General features: G+C 68.2%; 18 protein-coding genes, 1 tRNA gene and 1 riboswitch. Of the genes, 12 read left to right on the forward strand and 7 right to left on the reverse strand.

The annotated features are described in order from the left end of the window. Positions 1-124 precede the first annotated feature (124 nt). Positions 125-334, forward strand: a riboswitch (cobalamin riboswitch). A 130-nt stretch (positions 335-464) separates the two neighbouring features. The 9 genes from C4S70_RS06960 to C4S70_RS07000 are packed head-to-tail and all read left to right on the forward strand — an operon-like array spanning position 465 to position 7,828. Further along, a complete protein-coding gene (locus C4S70_RS06960; protein WP_104007386.1) occupies positions 465-2,297 on the forward strand; it encodes a TonB-dependent receptor plug domain-containing protein in 1,833 nt (610 codons plus the stop codon). Further along, entirely contained in the window at positions 2,284-3,120 is an 837-nt protein-coding gene (locus C4S70_RS06965; RefSeq protein WP_104007387.1) for an ABC transporter substrate-binding protein, read from the forward strand. Before C4S70_RS06960 ends, C4S70_RS06965 begins: the two co-directional genes overlap by 14 nt. Next, positions 3,117-4,097 carry a FecCD family ABC transporter permease gene (locus tag C4S70_RS06970; protein ID WP_104007388.1) on the forward strand — a complete coding sequence of 327 codons (981 nt, stop codon included), beginning with the start codon at positions 3,117-3,119 and terminating at the stop codon, positions 4,095-4,097. Before C4S70_RS06965 ends, C4S70_RS06970 begins: the two co-directional genes overlap by 4 nt. Further along, positions 4,094-4,852 (forward strand): ABC transporter ATP-binding protein, encoded by a 759-nt coding sequence (locus C4S70_RS06975; protein WP_104007389.1) that lies wholly within the window; start codon positions 4,094-4,096, stop codon positions 4,850-4,852. The genes C4S70_RS06970 and C4S70_RS06975 overlap by 4 nt, the downstream gene beginning before the upstream one ends. Then, a complete protein-coding gene (locus tag C4S70_RS06980) occupies positions 4,849-5,502 on the forward strand; it encodes an adenosylcobinamide amidohydrolase (RefSeq protein WP_104007390.1) in 654 nt (217 codons plus the stop codon). The genes C4S70_RS06975 and C4S70_RS06980 overlap by 4 nt, the downstream gene beginning before the upstream one ends. Before the next feature lie 29 nt (positions 5,503-5,531). Beyond that, entirely contained in the window at positions 5,532-6,161 is a 630-nt protein-coding gene (locus C4S70_RS06985) for a MotA/TolQ/ExbB proton channel family protein (protein ID WP_104007391.1), read from the forward strand. Continuing rightward, positions 6,161-6,541, forward strand: coding sequence for an ExbD/TolR family protein (locus tag C4S70_RS06990; protein ID WP_104007392.1), 381 nt, complete (start codon positions 6,161-6,163; stop codon positions 6,539-6,541). The genes C4S70_RS06985 and C4S70_RS06990 overlap by 1 nt, the downstream gene beginning before the upstream one ends. A 4-nt stretch (positions 6,542-6,545) precedes the next feature. Then, complete coding sequence (locus C4S70_RS06995; RefSeq protein ID WP_104007393.1) at positions 6,546-6,944, forward strand: ExbD/TolR family protein; 399 nt, start codon at positions 6,546-6,548, stop codon at positions 6,942-6,944. Next, positions 6,944-7,828 (forward strand): energy transducer TonB, encoded by an 885-nt coding sequence (locus C4S70_RS07000; RefSeq protein WP_104007394.1) that lies wholly within the window; start codon positions 6,944-6,946, stop codon positions 7,826-7,828. Before C4S70_RS06995 ends, C4S70_RS07000 begins: the two co-directional genes overlap by 1 nt. Before the next feature lie 32 nt (positions 7,829-7,860). Here the strand turns inward: C4S70_RS07000 and C4S70_RS07005 are convergent, their stop codons facing one another. Next, positions 7,861-9,021, reverse strand: coding sequence for an alkane 1-monooxygenase (locus C4S70_RS07005; protein ID WP_104007395.1), 1,161 nt, complete (start codon positions 9,019-9,021; stop codon positions 7,861-7,863). Positions 9,022-9,049: 28 nt separating this feature from the next. Continuing rightward, on the reverse strand, positions 9,050-10,405 hold the full coding sequence (locus tag C4S70_RS07010) for a cytochrome P450 (protein WP_104007464.1): 1,356 nt from the start codon (positions 10,403-10,405) through the stop codon (positions 9,050-9,052). Positions 10,406-10,659: 254 nt separating this feature from the next. On the opposite strand from C4S70_RS07010, the gene C4S70_RS07015 reads away from it, so the two are divergent. Next, on the forward strand, positions 10,660-11,367 hold the full coding sequence (locus C4S70_RS07015; RefSeq protein ID WP_146064185.1) for a Crp/Fnr family transcriptional regulator: 708 nt from the start codon (positions 10,660-10,662) through the stop codon (positions 11,365-11,367). A 303-nt stretch (positions 11,368-11,670) separates the two neighbouring features. Here C4S70_RS07015 and C4S70_RS07020 read toward each other — a convergent pair. Continuing rightward, positions 11,671-11,746, reverse strand: a tRNA-Lys gene (locus C4S70_RS07020). Between the two features lie 136 nt (positions 11,747-11,882). Between C4S70_RS07020 and dapF the strand changes: the two genes are divergently transcribed. Both dapF and mtaB read left to right on the forward strand, forming a co-directional pair. Then, positions 11,883-12,737 (forward strand): diaminopimelate epimerase, encoded by an 855-nt coding sequence (gene dapF, locus C4S70_RS07025; protein WP_104007397.1) that lies wholly within the window; start codon positions 11,883-11,885, stop codon positions 12,735-12,737. After that, positions 12,734-13,987: a tRNA (N(6)-L-threonylcarbamoyladenosine(37)-C(2))-methylthiotransferase MtaB gene (gene mtaB / locus C4S70_RS07030; RefSeq protein ID WP_104007398.1), complete on the forward strand. Its 1,254-nt coding sequence runs from the start codon at positions 12,734-12,736 to the stop codon at positions 13,985-13,987. The genes dapF and mtaB overlap by 4 nt, the downstream gene beginning before the upstream one ends. A 149-nt stretch (positions 13,988-14,136) precedes the next feature. On the opposite strand, the gene C4S70_RS07035 is transcribed toward mtaB, so the two are convergent. The 4 genes from C4S70_RS07035 to C4S70_RS07050 all read right to left on the reverse strand — a co-directional run bounded on the left by C4S70_RS07035 (position 14,137) and on the right by C4S70_RS07050 (position 17,665). Next, positions 14,137-14,925: a cytochrome c1 gene (locus C4S70_RS07035; RefSeq protein WP_104007399.1), complete on the reverse strand. Its 789-nt coding sequence runs from the start codon at positions 14,923-14,925 to the stop codon at positions 14,137-14,139. Between the two features lie 18 nt (positions 14,926-14,943). Further along, positions 14,944-16,272: a cytochrome b gene (petB, locus tag C4S70_RS07040; RefSeq protein WP_104007400.1), complete on the reverse strand. Its 1,329-nt coding sequence runs from the start codon at positions 16,270-16,272 to the stop codon at positions 14,944-14,946. A 12-nt stretch (positions 16,273-16,284) separates the two neighbouring features. Next, positions 16,285-16,848 (reverse strand): ubiquinol-cytochrome c reductase iron-sulfur subunit, encoded by a 564-nt coding sequence (petA, locus tag C4S70_RS07045; RefSeq protein ID WP_104007401.1) that lies wholly within the window; start codon positions 16,846-16,848, stop codon positions 16,285-16,287. Positions 16,849-17,056: 208 nt separating this feature from the next. Beyond that, on the reverse strand, positions 17,057-17,665 hold the full coding sequence (locus C4S70_RS07050; protein WP_104007402.1) for a glutathione S-transferase: 609 nt from the start codon (positions 17,663-17,665) through the stop codon (positions 17,057-17,059). Positions 17,666-17,743 lie beyond the last annotated feature (78 nt).

Genomic DNA, 17,743 nt, shown 5'->3' on the forward strand with positions numbered 1-17,743 from the left:
CAGTTCCCACACCATCTCCCGGGGCGCTGCCGGCAACTGCACGCATGCAAGATCCACCCGCGTTCGGACGCGATCAAACACGGAATGGTCGCGTTTGATCGTTGATCCGCGATGCCCCCGCGCCTATAGGACGGGATGCTCTGGTTCGGCGGCGCGAGTCGCCGGCAATAGGGAATGCGGTGCGGCCCGGCCGGGCCAAGTCCGCAACTGCCCCCGCAACTGTAGGCGGAGAGCGCGGCCGGAATGACGCCACTGGACCCGGAACGGGTCCGGGAAGGTCCGGCCAGCGCGACGACCCGCAAGTCAGGAGACCTGCCAGAGCGATCACCTTCCACCGGCGCGGGGGGCGCCGGCAGGGCGGCGTCAGTTCCGTAGCGGTGACACCACTCTCACCCGCCGGCGGTGGGCGTCCCCGCCTTCCGCCGGTGCCAAGACAAAACGGAAGGTCCGGAAGGAACCGAGGAATGAAAAAACCGATCGTGACAGCATCCGCGATCGCCCTGGCCAGCGCCACGGGCGCATTCGCACAAGAGGCCTTTGATCTGGGCGAGATCGCGGTCTTCGCCAACAAGGCCGGCGAGGAAACCGAACTGAAGCGCACCGGCACCACCATCGAGGTGGTGACCGAGGAGGATCTGCAAAAGGCATCCGAAACCACCGTGGCCGACTATCTGGCCTCGCTGCCCGGCCTGACGGTCAGCGCCAATGGCGGCATCGGCGCCAACACGCAGGTCCGCATTCGCGGCCTTGACGGCAAATACATCAAGGTCATGGTCAACGGCATCGACGTGACCGATCCCAGCCAGCCCCAGACCCAGTTCAACTGGGCCGGCATGACCACCAGCTCGGTCAGCCGGATCGAGGTGCTGAAGGGGTCGGCCTCGTCGCTCTATGGCTCGCGCGCAATCGGCGGCGTGATCAACATCACCACCGCGCCGCAAGGGGACGAACCGGGCACCCGCGCCACCGTGGCGGCCGAGGCCGGCAGCGAGAAGACCCGGCGCGCCGAGGCCGCCGTCACCCACCGCACCGAACGCGGCGGGCTGAGCCTTGCCGTGAACCGGGTGGAAACCGACGGCTTCTCGGCCAGCGCCGCAGGGACCGAACCCGACGGCTACAAGGGCACGCAGCTGACGCTGTCGGGCGACGTGCAGGCGACCGACGTGCTGCGGCTGGGCTTTTCGACCTATTACCTGGATGCCGAAGGCGACTTTGACGAATTCGGCGGCGACGGGGCCCCGCCCTATGACGAAAACAACACCACCGACACCCGTGCCGCCCGCGCCTGGGCGCAGCTGCAGACCGGGGCGGTGACGCACGAGCTGTCCTATACCTACTACAAGAACGATCGGGTCAGCAGCTCGAACGGGTTCGATTCGGTGTTCAACGGCAAGCGGAAAAAGCTGGACTATGTCGGCACCTGGACCCGGTCCGAGGCGCTGAGCCTCACCTACGGCGCCGATTGGGAACAGGAGAACTTCGATTCCGGTTTCGACAGGGGCGAGGAGACCAGCACCGGCCTGTTCGGAGAGGTGCTCTATGCGCCGACCGCCGATCTGAACCTGGCCGCGTCGCTGCGTTATGACAATTACGACTCCTTCGGTGGCAACCTGTCGGGGCGGATCGCGGCGGCTTGGCAGGTCACGGATGCGACCACGATCAATGCCGTGGCGGCCACCGGGTTCCGGGCGCCGTCGCTCTATGAACTCAACAGCACGCTTTACGGCAACCCCAACCTCCAGCCCGAAGAAAGCCGCAGCCTCGAGCTGGGCGTGGTGCACCAGTTCGGCGGCGGCAGCTTCGTCCGGGCCACGGCCTTTCACACCGAGATCGACAACCTGATCCAGTTCGTGACCCTCAGCTTTGTCCCCTTTGCCGGCCAGTATCGGCAAGTGCCCGGCACGTCGCGGTCCAAGGGGATCGAGCTGGCCGGCGCCTGGGCGATCACGGGCTCGGCCCGGCTGGTGGCCAACTACACCTATACCGACGCCAAGGACGCCAACGGCGCGCGGCTCTTGCGGGTGCCGCGCCACGACGCGGCGATCGGGGTCGAGGCCGACTTTGCCGAACGCTGGCGCGGCGCGCTGACCGTCCGTCATGTGGCCGACCGCCCGGACGAGTTCGGCACGGTGATGGCGGACTACACGGTGGCCAACGCCACCCTGTCCTATGACATCACCGACCGCGCCACCGCGTATCTGCGCATCGAGAACCTGACTGACGAAGACTACCAGACCGCGGGCGGCTTCAACGCCCCCGGACGGGGCGTCTTCGCGGGCATCCGTGCGGCCTTCTAGGCTCATATCCCTGACCGTCGCGCTGGCGATCGCCGGCGCGGCGGCCCTGGCGCAACCGCCGCGCCGGGTCGTATCGGTCAACCTGTGCACCGATCAGCTGGCGCTGCTGCTGGCCGCGCCGGGGCAGCTGGTCTCGGTGTCCCGTCTGGCCCACGACCCCGACAGCTCGGCGCTGCATCGCCGGGCGCGGGCGATCCCCACCAACGGCTCGGGCGCCGAAGAGGTCTATCTGCTGAACCCCGACCTGGTGCTGGCCGGCACCTATACCGCCGATGCCACGGTGCGGATGCTGCGGGATCTGGGCATCCCCGTGGAGCGCTTTGCGCCGGCGCGGTCGCTGGAGGACATCCCCGCGCGGCTGGCGCAGATGGGCCGCGCGCTGGGACGCGAGGACGAGGCCGCGCGCCAGATCGCCGCCTTTCGCGCCGAGCTGGCCGCGCTGTCCGACCCGCCCGCGCGGCGCCCGCGCGCGGCGCTCTACTATGTCAACAGCTACACCTTGGGCGACCGGTCGCTTGCGGGCGCGATTCTGAACGCCGCGGGCTTTGCCAATGTCGCCTCCGAGACCGGGCTGACCCACGGCGGCACCCTGCCGCTGGAGCAGCTCGTGCTGCTGGCGCCCGAGGTGATCGTCAAGGGGCGCGACTATCCCGGGCAGGCCCGCGCCGAGGATCCGCTGACCCACCCTGCCCTGCGCGCGCTGGAACGCACCCGCGTCGTGGGCACGTTGACCGACCGCGACTGGATCTGCGGCACGCCGCTGGTGCTGAACGCGATCCGACGCCTGCGTGATCTGCGCCTGTCGATGGAGGCCGGGCGATGAGGCTCGCCGCCACCCTGGTCGCGCTGTGCGCCGCGCTGTTCGTTCTGTCGCTGGTTACCGGATATGCATCCGTGCCCGCCGGACAGGCCCTGAAGGCGCTGATCATCGGCGACGGAACGCCATTGTCGGTGGTGATGCGCGAAATCCGCCTGCCGCGGGCGCTGCTGGCGGCGATGATCGGGGCATCGCTGGGGCTGTCGGGTGCGGCGCTTCAGGGCTATCTGCGCAACCCCCTGGCCGAGCCGGGGCTGATCGGCATTTCCGGTGCCGCCGCGCTGGGGGCGGTGCTGGCGATCCAGACCGGTCTGACGCTGCATTTCGCGCTGGCGCTGCCGCTGGCGGCGCTGGGAATGGCGGTGCTGGGGGTGCTGCTGATCCTTGCGCTGGCCGGCCCGCGCGGCGGGTCGATCACGCTGATCCTGGCGGGGATCGCGATCTCGGCGCTGGCCTCGGCGCTGACCTCGCTGGTTCTGAACCTGTCGCCCAACCCGTTTGCCGCCGCCGACATCGTGTTCTGGATGATGGGATCGCTGGCGGATCGGTCCTTTGCCCATGTCTGGCTGGCGCTGCCTTTCATGGCCCTGGGTTGGGTCATGCTGGCGCGGCTGGGCCGGGGGCTCGACGCGCTGACGCTGGGCGAGGACGCGGCCCAGGCGATGGGCGTGCATCTGCCCCGGCTGCGGCTGGCGCTGGTGATCGGCACCGCCTGCGCGGTGGGGGCCGCGACCGCCGTGGCCGGTGCCATCGGGTTCGTCGGGCTGGTGGTGCCGCACCTGCTGCGCCCGCTGGTGGGGGCGCGGCCGTCGGCGCTCTTGTGGGCCTCGGCGCTGGGTGGGGCGGCTATGGTGCTGGCCACCGATATCGCGGTGCGGGTGGCCCTGCCCGACCGCGACCTCAAGCTCGGCGTGCTGATGGCTCTGGTGGGTGCGCCGCTGTTTCTGCACCTGATCTACAAGACGCGGAAGGAGCTGCCATGAGCCTGCTTTCGCTGACCGACCTGACCGTGCGCCGGGGCACGCGCACCGCGCTGGATGGGGTTTCGCTGACCGTGGGCGTGGGCGAATGCGTCGGGCTGATCGGTCCCAACGGCGCGGGCAAGACCACGCTGATGCGCGCCGCGCTCGGCCTGCTGCCGGCGACGGGCACATCGACCCTGGCCGCCCTGCCCCTGGCCGAACGCGCCCGGATCGCCGCCTGGATGCCGCAGACCCGCGAAATCGCCTGGCCGGTGAGCGTAGAGACGGCGATTGCCCTTGGCCGCCTGCCGCATCTGCCGCGCGGCGCCCGGCCCGGCGCGCTGGACCGCGCCGCCATCGACGCGGCAATCGTGCGGATGGAACTGGAGGACTACCGCACCCGCACCGCCACACGGCTTTCGGGCGGGGAACAGGCACGGGTGCTGATCGCGCGCGCGTTGGCGCAGGACACGCCGCTGTTCATGGCGGACGAGCCGATTGCCGGGCTCGACCCGGCACACCAGATCGCCACCATGAAGGTCTTTGCCGATCTCGCGCGCGAGGGCCGTTCGGTCATAGTGTCGCTGCACGATCTCGGCCTGGCCGCGCGGCACTGCACCCGGCTGGTAATGCTGCAGGCCGGCCGGCTGGTGGCCGATGGTCCCCCGGCCGAGGTGCTGACCCGCGAGAACGTGGAACGGGTATTCGGCGTCACTGCCTACTACGAAACCACCCCGCAAGGCCCGGTGTTCCAGCCGATGGAGGTGGTGCGATGACGCTGACACTGGACCGCCCCTGGCTGGAATGGCGCCTGCCTGCGCCGATGCAGGTGCTGAGCTGGTCGATCACCCGGCCAGGATTCGTCACCGCCGACCGGATCCTCTGGCGCGAAGTGCGCAATGCCGACCTGCCGCACGATCTGGACGTGCTGCGCTGGCTGCGGGGCGAGCTGGCGGAGCGCGGGGCCAAGGATGCCGTGGCCATGCTGACCTCGCGCGATCTGAATGCATATGAAACCGCCACCGCCACGGCCGAAGACGTCACCGCGCACTGCGTTGCCACGGTGGGCCTGTCGAACGCCGAACGCATCGGCACGCGGCTGGACCGCTCGGGCAAGGACTGGGGCACGATCAACGTCGCGGTGGCCCTGTCCGAACCTCTGTCCGGGGCCGCGCTGGTCGAGTCGCTGTCGATCGTCGCCCAGGCCCGCACTGCGGCGGTCATGGATACCGGCCACGCCCTGCCCACCGGCATCGCCACCGGCACCGGCACCGACTGCATCGCCGTCGCCGCGCCGCCGGGCACCGCGCCCTATGCAGGGATGCACACGCCCGTCGGCGAAACCGTGGGGCGGGCGGTGTATGATGCCGTGCGGCGCGGCGCGCAGGTCTGGATGGACACGGTGCGACGCAAGGATACCGTCTGATGCCCCGCCTCGAACCGGAGTGAACGCCCATGATCCCACAATCGCTATTGGAGTTTCTCGATCGCGGCGGTCCCACCATGTGGCTGATCGCGGCGCTCAGCGTGCTGACGCTGGCCCTGATCCTGTGGAAGACATGGCAGCTTGCGCGTCTGGGCGCGTGGTCGGGCGCGGCCACCGCGCAGGCGATCCGGCTGTGGACCGAAGGCCAGGCCGAGGCCGCACTGGCCACCGTCGCGGGGCGCCGCAGCCTGCGGGCGCGGCTCGCCCATGCGGCGATGTCGGCGCGGCTCGACCCGGCGCTGGACGACGCCGCCGCGCGCGAGGAAACTGCCCGCGCCGCCCGCGCCGATCTGGCCGAAGCCCGACGCGGCCTGCGCGCGCTGGAGCTGATCGCCACGATCGCGCCGCTGCTGGGCCTGCTGGGCACGGTGCTGGGCATGATCGAGGCATTCCAGACCCTGCAACAGGCCGGCGCGCGCGCCGAGCCCTCGGCGCTGGCCGGCGGCATCTGGGAGGCGCTTCTGACCACCGCCGCCGGCATGGCGGTTGCGATCCCGGCGGGCGTCGCGCTCAGCTGGTTCGAAAGCGTCGCCGACGCGCTGCAGGCGGACATGGAGGACGCCGCCACCCGGATCTTTGTCCGTGGGGGGCGGGGCTGATGTTCGCCTTTGCCGAACCGCGCCCGCGGCGGCGGCCCAGCCTCACGCCGATGATCGACGTGGTGTTCCTGCTTCTGGTGTTCTTCATGCTGGCCTCGCGCTTCGGCCACGAAACCGCCCTTCCCCTGACCGCTGGCGGGGCGGGCGACGTGTCTTGGGAGGGGCCGCCGCGCCTGATAACGGTGCTGCCCGATATCGTCACCCTGAACGGCGGGCCAGCCGAAATCGACACGCTGGCCGAGCGACTGGCCCCGCTCATGCCGGAGCCCGATGCGCCGGTTCTGGTGCGCGCGGGCAATGGAACCCGTCTGGCGCGGCTGATCGCGGTGATCGATGCCCTGCGCGCCGCCGGCCTGACCCGGCTCGTCATCGTGGAATAGGCCGATGCAGTTCTGCACCCCCCGCCTCCGCACCCGGTCCGAAAACATCGTCCCGATGATCAACGTCGTGTTCCTGCTGCTGATCTTTTTCCTGATGACCGCGCAGATCGCCCCGCCCGACCCGTTCGAGATTACCCCACCCGCGGCTGACGGCGGTGACGCGGCCAGAACCGGCACCCCGGTCCTGCTGATCGGAGCCGACGGCGCGCTGGCCTTTGGCGATGCCCGGGGCGATGCCGTTTTCGACGCGCTCTCCGCGCTTGACCGGGCCGCGCCGCTTCTGATCCGCGCCGACGAGGCTCTGCCCGCGCGCGATCTGGCCGCCCTGCTGCCCCGGCTGGCGGGGATGGGCTTTGCCGACCTGTCGCTGGCCACCGTGCCGGCGCCTGCCGGGGCCGACTGATGCGCCCGGCCGAGGCGGTCATATTCCTGACCCTGGCCGCCGGCCTTCATGTCGGCGCCTGGCAACTGGCGCCCCGGATCCAGGGCACCGCGTCCGACGGAGGACCGGGCACGGCAAGGCTGACCCTTGCACCGGCCACCCCGCGACTGGCCGCGCTGGCCCGGTCCTGGACGCGCCCGCCGGCACTCGGGCAGGCGCCGCAACCCGCTATCGCGAAACGGGTCGATACCCCGCCCGACCGGCCCCTCGAACCCATACAGCCGGCCGCTCGGCCCGTGTCGCAGGCGCTGGCGGTGGTCAAGCCGGATCCGCTGCCCCGGTCCGATCGGACAACCCCGGCGCCGCCGGTACCGCCCGAGGCAGCAACCGCCGCGCCCCCACCACCTCCGGCCCCGGTCAAGGCAGCGCAACCGCCCCGGTTGCAGGAGCCCGCGCGCAGGCCCGCACGCCCGGCCCCGCCCGCCCGGGCGTATGCGGACAAATCCCGCGACGCGGCCCCCGCGATCCCGGCGCAGGTGGCCTCGGGCGGCGGCGCGCCCGCCGATCGCAAGGTCGGCAAAAAGGGCGCGGACAAGACCCAATCCAACACATCGGGGGGCCGCGACCGCCTGCTGGCGCAATGGGGCGCCCGGATCCAGAAAAAGGTCCACCGCCGTCTGATCTATCCGCGCGGAGCCTCCGGTTCGGGCACCGCGCGCGTGGCGCTGACCGTGGACCGGACCGGTCGGCTGGTTGCCACGAAATTGCTTCGTTCGGCGGGCCGCCGTCTTTTCGACAGGGCCGCCTTGAACGCCGTGGCACGGGCCGGCCGCTTCCCGCCCGCGCCAAAGGGCCTTTCGCGGGACACCTATACCTTTACCCTGTCCCTGGCGTTCCGGCGATAGGCCACGGCGCCGGAACGCATGCCGCAGCAGCGTCAGCCCGCATTTCGGGGCATGGGCAGCGACAGCGTCTTGTAGGCGGTCCAGTCCTCGATGTCGGGGTAGTAGAAGCGGCGCCAGGCGCGAACGCGGGGGTTGAACACCCTGCGCCACAGCGGCGGGATCATCGCCATCGCCGTCAGCGGCGGATATCCGGTGGGCAGGCGCGGCACGCGCTCGGGGCCATAGATCTGCAACAGCGGATAGCGCCGCTGGGGGTGAATGTGGTGGTCGGCATGCCGTTGCAGGTTCAGAAGCAGCAGACCCGACAGGCGGTGCGCCGAATCCCACGAATGATGCAGCGCGGGGGGTTCATAGCGCCCCTCGCCGAGGTAACGCCGGGTCAGGCCGTAGTGCTCGACATAGTTGGTCAGCTCCAGCTGCCAGACCGCGACCAGCGCCTGGAAGGCAAACAGCCCCACGCCCTTCCAGCCGCCGATGGCAAAGGCCAGCGCTAGGAACATCGCCTGCAACAGGATGTATTTCCAGATGGGATTCGACGGATGAAAGGCCGAGCGGCCCGCGCGGGCAAGCTTCGCCCTTTCCGCCCGCCAAGCCGATTGCGGCCCCTGCCACAGCACGCGCGGAAAGAACCGATGAAACCCCTCGTTATAGCGCGCGGTCACGGTGTCGCGCGGGGTGCCGACCCATGGGTGATGCACCAGAAGATGCTCGGTGCGGAAATGCCCGTAAAGCACCAGCGCCATCAGCAGATCGCCCAGGTTGCGCTCGAACCGGCCCGGTTTGTGGAACAGCTCGTGCGCATGGACGATACCCACCGTTCCGGTGGTGACACCGATGCCGAACATCAGCGCCCATTCCTCGACCGTGCCATAACCGCCGACGCGCGTGATCGCCCAGATCGCGCCGAACACCAGCGCGAATTCCAGCGGGAACCAGATCCAGGTGAGCAGCTTGAACCAGAACAGTTCGCTTTCGGGCGTATCGGGGTCGGCATTTTCCTCGGATCCACCGACCAGCAGATCGAGAAGCGGCATCAGAACCCAGCCGTAGAAGGGGATGAGCGCGATCGTCCAGCCGCCCTGCCACAACGCCAGCAGCACCAGCGGCACGAAGGCAAGCGTCATCCAGTAGGGCCAGGCGCTGGGTCGGACAAACTCGCCAGCGGCCGGTTCGGCGCCGGGGATCGCGGTCATGGGGCGGATGCTCCTTTGTGTGGGGTGGTCATGCGCGCCGCGGCTCCAGACACAGGTGGATGCCATCGCGGGCGCGCAGCGTCGGATGCGCAGCCGGCACCGGATCCCGGCCCGGCGCGCGGGTGAACCGGAAGGCCCGCACCAGCAGCGACAGGATCAGCGGCCCTTCGGCCATGGCAAAGGCCGAACCGGGGCAGACACGGGGGCCGGCGGAAAACGGGATATAGGCCGCGCGCAGGCAGGCCTTGCCATTGGGCGTTTCCCAGCGGGATGGATCAAAATCATGCGGGGCGTCCCAAAGGCGTTCGTGGCGGTGCAGGTGCCAGGGGCTGAGAACCACCTGCGCCCCCTTGGGCACCGCGCGTCCCCTGAATTCGGTCGTGCAGGCGGCTTCGCGCACCATCATCGGAACCGGCGGGTAGAGCCGCATCGCCTCGCGGAACACCGCCCGCGACAGGCGCAGTTTCGACAGCGCCGAAAAATAGATCTTGTCCGGTTCGATCACGGCAAGCGCCTCGGCTGCGACCTTTTCCTGCCAGTCAGGATAGCGGGCAAGAAGATAGAGAGACCACGCCAGCGCAGCGGCCGAGGTTTCGTGCCCGGCCAGAAAGAAGATGGCCACCTGGTCGATCATCTCTTTCTTCGTGAACCGGCGTCCCGTGACCGGGTCGCGCGTGGTCATGATCTTGGTCGCCAGATCGTCGGACGCGCGGCCCTGCGCGATCTCGGCCGCGCGGGTCTCGACCAGCTGCGCCACAAGCGCCCGGATGTTGCGCGCGGTCCGGCGCGTTCGGCGCGAATGAAACCGCGGCACCCATTTCGGCCAGGGCATGAGCGCCGCGACATTGGCGACCGGCTGGCTCTCCTTGTGTGCGCGGAACTGGGTAAAGGCGGCGGCGGCGACGTCATGCGTGATCGGGACCGAAAACAGGGTGCGAAAGATCACGTCCATCGCCACATGGCTGGTCTGGGCCTCGATCTCGACCGCTCGCCCGTCGGCCAGAGGCGCCAAGCGCTCGGCGGCCGCAACCCCGCTGTCCCGCATGGCCGGGAAGACGGTGCGCAGCCGGCCGCCTTCGAAGGCCGGGTCGATGATGCGGCGCTGAAACGCCCAGAGATCGCCGTTGGAGATGAAGATCGATTCGCCCAGCAGCGGCTTGAGCCCGACCCGGATCCGTTCCGACTTGGGGAACGCCTCTGCGGGCGCGCGCAGCACGCGATCCACCAGTTCCGGGTCGTTGCACAGGAACGACCGGAAGAAGGGCGTGCACATCTCGGCCATCCATGCCCGGAACAGATGCGCGGGCTGCGCCGACAGGATATCGCGCCGGTAAAGGCGGAAATGCCGGGTAAACGGGACCGGTCCGGGCCGCGACGCGGGCATCGGCGGCCGATCCGCCGGCGTAACCGCGATTGTTGCGCGATGCGCGCTCCGATCATGGGTGAAAGTCGAATGTTCCGGCGCACCGGTCATGCTGTCGGTTGGCATGAATCCCCCTTTTTCCGGCGCGCTTAGCATTGCCGGCCCGGTCGAAAACTGACGATTGTCAGGATTTGGATCACTCGGGCGGCACCGAGCCGGAAATTCGCACGGTTTTCGCCTTGCCGTCGCCCGACCGGAAAGCGACCATCCCGCCCATGAACAGGCATTTTTCCACGGAACGGGATCACCCCTGCGGCGCCTGCGGCTTTCGCGCCACCAGCATCTGGTGGCCGGTCACGCGCGACTGCCGGACGCGGCTGGAACGGGGCTTCAACCGCCGCCAGCTGGCGAGTGAAGAGATGATCTATGCCCAGGGCGCACCCGGCGACACGGTCTATTGCCTGTCACGGGGCCTGGTGGCGTTGCGGTCGATGCGGCCGGATGGTCATTACAGCTTCGTCCGGCTGGTGCGCCCAGGCGACATCTTCGGGTTCCGATCGTTCCTTGAGATGCAGCCGCATGACACCGAGGCGCGCACGCTTGTGGCCTCGCGCGTCTGCGTGGTGGCGGCGCGGGATGCGCGCGCCGTGGTCGAGGGATCGCCGCGCGTCATGGGCAATCTGGCGCTGCGCTGCGCCGAGGAGTTGCGCCGCAGCCGCCAGTTGCGGGCCCATTCGCGCCGCGGCGACAACCGCGCGCGCCTGTTGCGGCTGATCCGCGACCTGTCCGCCGATCAAGGCCCCGACCCGGACGGCATACTACGCTTTCGTCTGCCGCTGTCGCGGGCCGACATCGCGGCCGCGCTGGGGCTGGCCCCCGAAACCGTGACGCGCAGCCTGCGCCGGCTGAGCGAGGCCGGAGCGCTGCGCATTTCGGGCCGGCAGGTGGAGCTGCCGGCGCAGATGGTCGAACAGGACGCCTGACGCCGATCAGTCCATCCGGCCCTGCACGGGCGCGTCCTGACCGCGCCCGCCCGGCGCCTTGGAAGCGAATCACGAAGTGGACCACGCCGCAAGCGGGAGGGGACTTTCCAGGGCGATGCCAAGGTCGGTCAAAGGAGCTCCTTCGGGCCGCGCCAGATCCTCCCTCCGAACCCTGGGCGGTTTATCTTGTGGCTTTTGCCGACGTGTTTACGGCACTCTCTCAAGCCGCCAATCGCGCCGCTCAAGGAACACCGGAACCCGGCCCCGTGCCGGCAGCAATTTGACAATCGCTCTGGGATCGAGTGGTGAGCCGTGCAGGATTCGAACCTGCGACCCACTGATTAAAAGTCAGTTGCTCTACCAACTGAGCTAACGGCCCACTCTCGCCAGCGTCCGACCCGACCGGGCCGATCAACCGCTGACGGCGGCCTAACTATGAAAGCATCGCGGGGCGGTCAAGCCCGAATCTGAGAAAAAATCGCCCCTGTCTGGATTAACCTGCAAAGCGCCGCTATATGCGCGCCATGCGCACGCCGGAACATAGCGGTCTGCCCTTCATGAAGATGCAAGGGCTGGGCAACGACTTCGTCGTTGTCGATGCGCGCGCGGGCGCCAATCCCGTGACCCCGGCGCTGGCCCGCGCCGTGGCCGACCGGCATTTCGGCGTCGGCTTCGACCAGCTTGCCGTGATCGCGGCGCCCGCAGATCCGGCACAGGCCGACGCGCACCTGATCTTCTACAATGCCGACGGTTCCACCTCGGCCGCCTGCGGCAACGCCACCCGCTGCATCGCGCGTTTCCTGATGAACGAATCGGGCCGCGATACGCTGATCCTCACCACCGACCGCGGCACACTGACGGCCGCGGACGCGGGCGACGGGCTGACCTCGGTCAACATGGGGCCGCCGCAACTCGACTGGCGCGACATCCCGCTTGCCGAAGAGGTGGACACGCTGGAGCTGCCGATCGAAGGCGCCCCGACCGCCACCGGCATGGGCAACCCGCATTGCACCTTCTTCGTCGAGGATGCCGAACGCGTCACGCTGGAAGAGTTCGGGCCGCTCTACGAACACCACCCGCTCTACCCCGAACGCACCAACGTGCAGATCGCGCAGATCGTTGGCCCGGACCATATCCGCATGCGGGTCTGGGAACGCGGCGTGGGCGTGACGCTGGCCTCGGGCTCCTCCTCCTGTGCCACGGCCGTGGCGGCGGCGCGGCGCGGGCTCACCGGGCGCAAGGTGCGCATCGACCTTGACGGCGGCACGCTCTGGATCGACTGGCGCGAGGACGGCGTCTGGATGACCGGCCCCACCGCGCATGTGTTCACCGGCACGCTCACGCCCGAATTCCTGGAGCGCGCCGTATGACCGCGCCACGCTTCACCACGCTGGGCTGCCGGCTCAACGCCTATGAAACCGAGGCGATGAAGAAGCTCGCCTCCGAGGTCGGACTTGGCGACGCGGTGATCGTCAACACCTGCGCCGTCACCGCCGAAGCCGTGCGCAAGGCGCGCCAGGAAATCCGCCGCCTGCGGCGCGAGAACCCGGATGCGCGGCTGATCGTCACCGGCTGCGCGGCGCAGACCGAACCGGACACCTTCACCGCAATGGACGAGGTGGACGCGGTGATCGGCAATGCCGAAAAGATGCGCCCCGGCACCTGGACGGACCTCGCCCGCGGGCTGATCGGCGACACGGAAAAGGCACGCGTGGACGACATCATGTCGGTGCGCGAAACCGCCGGCCACCTGATCGACGGTTTCGGCACCCGCTCGCGCGCCTATGTCCAGGTGCAAAACGGCTGCGACCACCGCTGCACCTTCTGCATCATCCCCTACGGGCGCGGCAATTCGCGCTCGGTCCCCGCCGGCGTCGTGGTCGACCAGATCAAGCGGCTCGTGGACCGCGGCTTCAACGAGGTCGTCCTGACCGGCGTGGACCTGACCAGCTGGGGCGCCGACCTGCCGGGCACGCCGCGGCTGGGCGATCTCGTGCTGCGCATCCTTAAACTCGTGCCCGACCTGCCCCGCCTGCGCATCTCCTCGATCGACTCGATCGAGGCCGACGACGCACTGATGCAGGCCATCGCTACCGAACCGCGCCTGATGCCGCATCTGCACCTGTCGCTGCAGCACGGCGACGACCTGATCCTGAAACGGATGAAACGCCGGCATCTGCGCGACGACGCGATCCGCTTCACGCAAGAGGTCCGCCGCCTGCGCCCCGACATCACCTTCGGCGCCGACATCATCGCGGGCTTCCCCACCGAAACGCAGGCGCATTTCGAAAACTCGCTCAGGCTAGTCGAAGACTGCGGCCTGACCTGGCTGCACGTCTTTCCCTATTCGCCGCGCAACGGCACGCCCGCAGCCCGCATGCCGCAGGTGCCGGGCGCCGAGATCAAGGCCCGCGCCGCCCGCCTGCGCGAAGCCGGCGCCGCCCGTGTCCGCCGCCACCTGGCCGACCAGATCGGCCGCACCCACCGGATCCTGATGGAAAACCCGCATATGGGCCGGACCGAACAATTCGCCGAAGTCACCTTCGCCGCCCCCCAGCCCGAAGGCCGGATCGTCACCGCCCGCATCACCGGCGCCACCGCGACCCGACTGACCGCCTGATCGCCCCTGCTTCTTTCTGGTCCGAAATACCCCGGGGGAGTCCGCCCACAGGGCGGACGGGGGCAGCGCCCCCACCTGCCAAGGGTCATGAAACGAAACCCCCGCCGCATATCCTGCGACGGGGGACGATTTCCGGACAGAAAAATGGCTCAGGCCTGTTTCTTGCCCTTGTGCGGCGCCCACAGGCGCTTGTTGGTCAGATACAGCAGAACCGTCAGCACGGTCAGCATCAGCACACCGACGAACCCGGCCTGCTTGCGCGCCATCATCTTCGGCTCGGCCGCCCACATCAGAAAGGCCGCCACGTCCTGCGCCTCGTGATGCAACTCGTTCGAATGCCCGTCGGCGAACTCCACGTCCTCGCCCGCCAGCGGCGGCGCCATGGCGATCCAGCCGCCGGGAAAGGCGGTGTTCTCGTAGAAGATCGTGCCCGCTTCCTCTTTTTCCTTGCCGGTATAGCCGGTCAGGATCGAGGCGATGTATTCCGGCCCGCCCATACCGCGCACCAGCTGGTTGATCCCCAGCCCGTAGGGCCCGTGGAACCCCGCGCGCGCCTTGGCCATCAGGCTCAGGTCCGGCGCATTTTCATCGGCGGACTCGGGGAAATGGTCGTTGCTGGTCGCCTCGCGGTAGTCGCGCAGCTCTTCGTCCCAGACCTCGAAATTCTTGGCATAGGCGCGTACCTGCTCCTCGGGCAGCTGCGGCCCTCCTTCGTCGGCCAGGGTGCGGATCGGAACGTATTTCAGCCCGTGGCAGGACGAACAAATCTCGGTATAGATCTGCAGACCCCGCTGCAGCTGGTTGCGGTCATAGGTGCCGAACGGCCCTTCGAACGAGAACGCGAAGTCCTCGACATGGCCCTCGCCGCCGGCCGCCAGGGACGCGGCCGGAGCCAGCGCCAGAGCAAAGGCGGCACCGATTGCAAGTTTCTTGAACATCGTTTCCGGTCCCTTCTCTTATTCGGCGGGCGTTTCGGCCGCTTTCTTGCCGTAATGGGCTTCAAAGTCTTCCTCGATCGTCGCCGGCATCGGACTCGGCTTCTCGATCACGCCGAGGATCGGCAGGATCACGAAGAAATACGCGAACCAGTAGGTCGCACCGATCAGCGCGAAGCTGGCATAGGGCTCTTCGGCCGGCATCGCGCCCAGCCACATCAGGACCAGGAAATCGATGACCAGAAGGTAGAACCACCATTTGAACATGGGCCGATACTTGCCCGAGCGCACCGAGGAAGTGTCAAGCCACGGCACCAGCGCCATCGCGATGATCGCGCCGAACATGGCCAGCACGCCAAAGAACTTGGCATCGATGATGCCGCCGGTGATGAAGCTGGCGAACTGCACCGCCCACACGTCCGAGGTAAACGCGCGCAAGATCGCGTAGAACGGCAGGAAATACCATTCCGGCACGATATGCGCAGGCGTCGCCAGCGGGTTGGCCTCGATGTAGTTGTCGGGGTGTCCCAGATAGTTCGGCATGAAGCCGACGATCGCCCAGAACACGATCAGAACCACACCCAGCGCGAACAGGTCCTTGATGACGAAATAGGGCCAGAACGGCAGCGTGTCCTTCTCGGCCTCTTCCTTCGACCCGCGGCGCACCTCGATCCCCGTCGGGTTGTTGTTGCCGGTGGTGTGGAAGGCCCAGATATGCACCGCCACCAGCGCCGCGATCACGAAGGGCAGCAGATAGTGCAGCGAGAAGAAGCGGTTCAGCGTGGCGTTGTCCACCGCCGGCCCGCCCAGAAGCCAGGTCTGGATCGGCTCGCCCACGAACGGGATCGCGCCGAAGAGGCCGGTGATCACGGTGGCGCCCCAGAACGACATCTGACCCCAGGGCAGAACATAGCCCATGAAGGCGGTGCCCATCATGCACAGATAGATCAGCATGCCGATGATCCAGGTCACTTCGCGCGGCGACTTGTAGGAGCCGTAGAACAGCCCGCGGAAGATGTGGACATAGACGGCAAAGAAGAACAGCGAGGCGCCATTGGCGTGCAGATAGCGCAACATGTGACCGCCACGCACGTCGCGCATGATGTGCTCGACGCTGGCAAAGGCCAGGTCCACATGCGGCGTGTAGTGCATCACCAGAATGATCCCGGTGACGATCTGCAGCACCAGGCAGAAGGCCAGAACGATGCCGAAGATCCACCACCAGTTCAGGTTCTTCGGCGTGGGGATCATCAGCGTGTCATAGGCAAGCGCCACGATCGGCAGGCGCTCGTGAAGCCATTTCTCAAAGCCCGACTTGGGCTCGTAATGGTCGTGCGGGATACCGGACATTCTCGAGTCTCCTCAGCCGAGCTTGATGGTGTTTTCGTCGACGAACTGGGCCACCGGCACGTCCAGGTTGCGCGGCGCAGGTCCCTTGCGGATCCGGCCCGACGTATCGTAATGCGACCCGTGGCAGGGGCAGAACCAGCCGCCGAATTCGCCGGCGCCGTCGCCCAGCGGCACGCAGCCCAGATGCGTGCAGACGCCGACCATCACCAGCCATTCGCCGGCCTCGTCCAGAGCGCGGTTCTCATCGGTCGCGGGCGCATCAGGCGGCAGGTTTGCGTTCTCGGCCTTGGGGTCCACCAGCTCCTCGACCTTGACGGACCGCGCCGCTTCGATCTCTTCGGGGGTGCGGCGGCGGATGAACACCGGCTTGCCGCGCCATTTCACGGTCAGCTGAGTGCCCGGCTCGACGCCGCTGATGTCGACAAAGATCGACGACAGCGCCTGAACGTCCGCCGAGGGGTTCATCTGATCGATCAGCGGCCAGACGGCTGCCGCCGTGGTCACGACACCGGCGCCAGCAGTGGCGTAATAGAGGAAGTCCCTCCGGGTGCCTTCGTGATCTTCTGCGTGGGACACGAGTTTTTCTCCGTTTCCAGCGCCCGTGGCGGGCTGACATGCGAATGCGCCGCGCGCGGCGCGGCAGCTTCAGGGCGGGTATCTAGCGGGGCGTTCGGCCTTCGTCCAGCGGTCATTCGCGCGCAGGGGGTTGCAAAATGCCGCGCTTGTGCCTAAGAGGCCACACACATACACGATTTGGAATATGTTTTCGGGACTTTTGTCACCGTCAGCCGTCCGCGGGCCGGGTGTCCACCATTGCGGGCCGCGATTCGAATGCCTCGAACCAGCCGGCCAGCGCGTCATTTCCCTGCCGCCAGTTCCGGTCGCCATGGCGGAAATCCAGATAGCCAAGCGCGCAACCGACCGCAATCTGCCCCGCATCCACCGGCCCGGCCAGATGATCCATCCACCTGTCGTTGACGTGGCGCACCGCGGTGATCGCCTTGTTCCACTGCGCCTCGATCCAGTCCGGCGACTGCTGCGCCTCTGGCCTCAGGCGGCGCTCATAGACGCACAGCACCGCCGCCTCCATGATCCCGTCCCCGGTCGCCTCCAGCGTCAGAACGTCCCAGAGCCTCTCCTCGGGATACAGGCCCGCCCCCGCCCGCGCATCCAGAAACCGCGTGATCACCCGGCTGTCATACAACGGCCGGCCGTCGTCGCGAATCAGCGCCGGGATCTTGCCCAGCGGGTTCGCCGCCCGGACCTCGTCCGCCGTGTTCAGCGCGGAGGTCGCCACCGGCACCTCCTCCACGGCATCCGCCAGCCCCGCCTCGCGCAGGACGACGCGTACCTTGCGCACGAAGGGCGATGCGGGAGACGAGACAAGTTTCATCGGCCAGCTTCCGTTTCCAATCGGTTCCGGGACGGCTTACCCGACCGGTGCCACACCACAACCCCCAGCCCCCTGCTT

Source organism: Jhaorihella thermophila (assembly GCF_900108275.1).
Classification (GTDB): Bacteria; Pseudomonadota; Alphaproteobacteria; order Rhodobacterales; family Rhodobacteraceae; genus Jhaorihella; species Jhaorihella thermophila.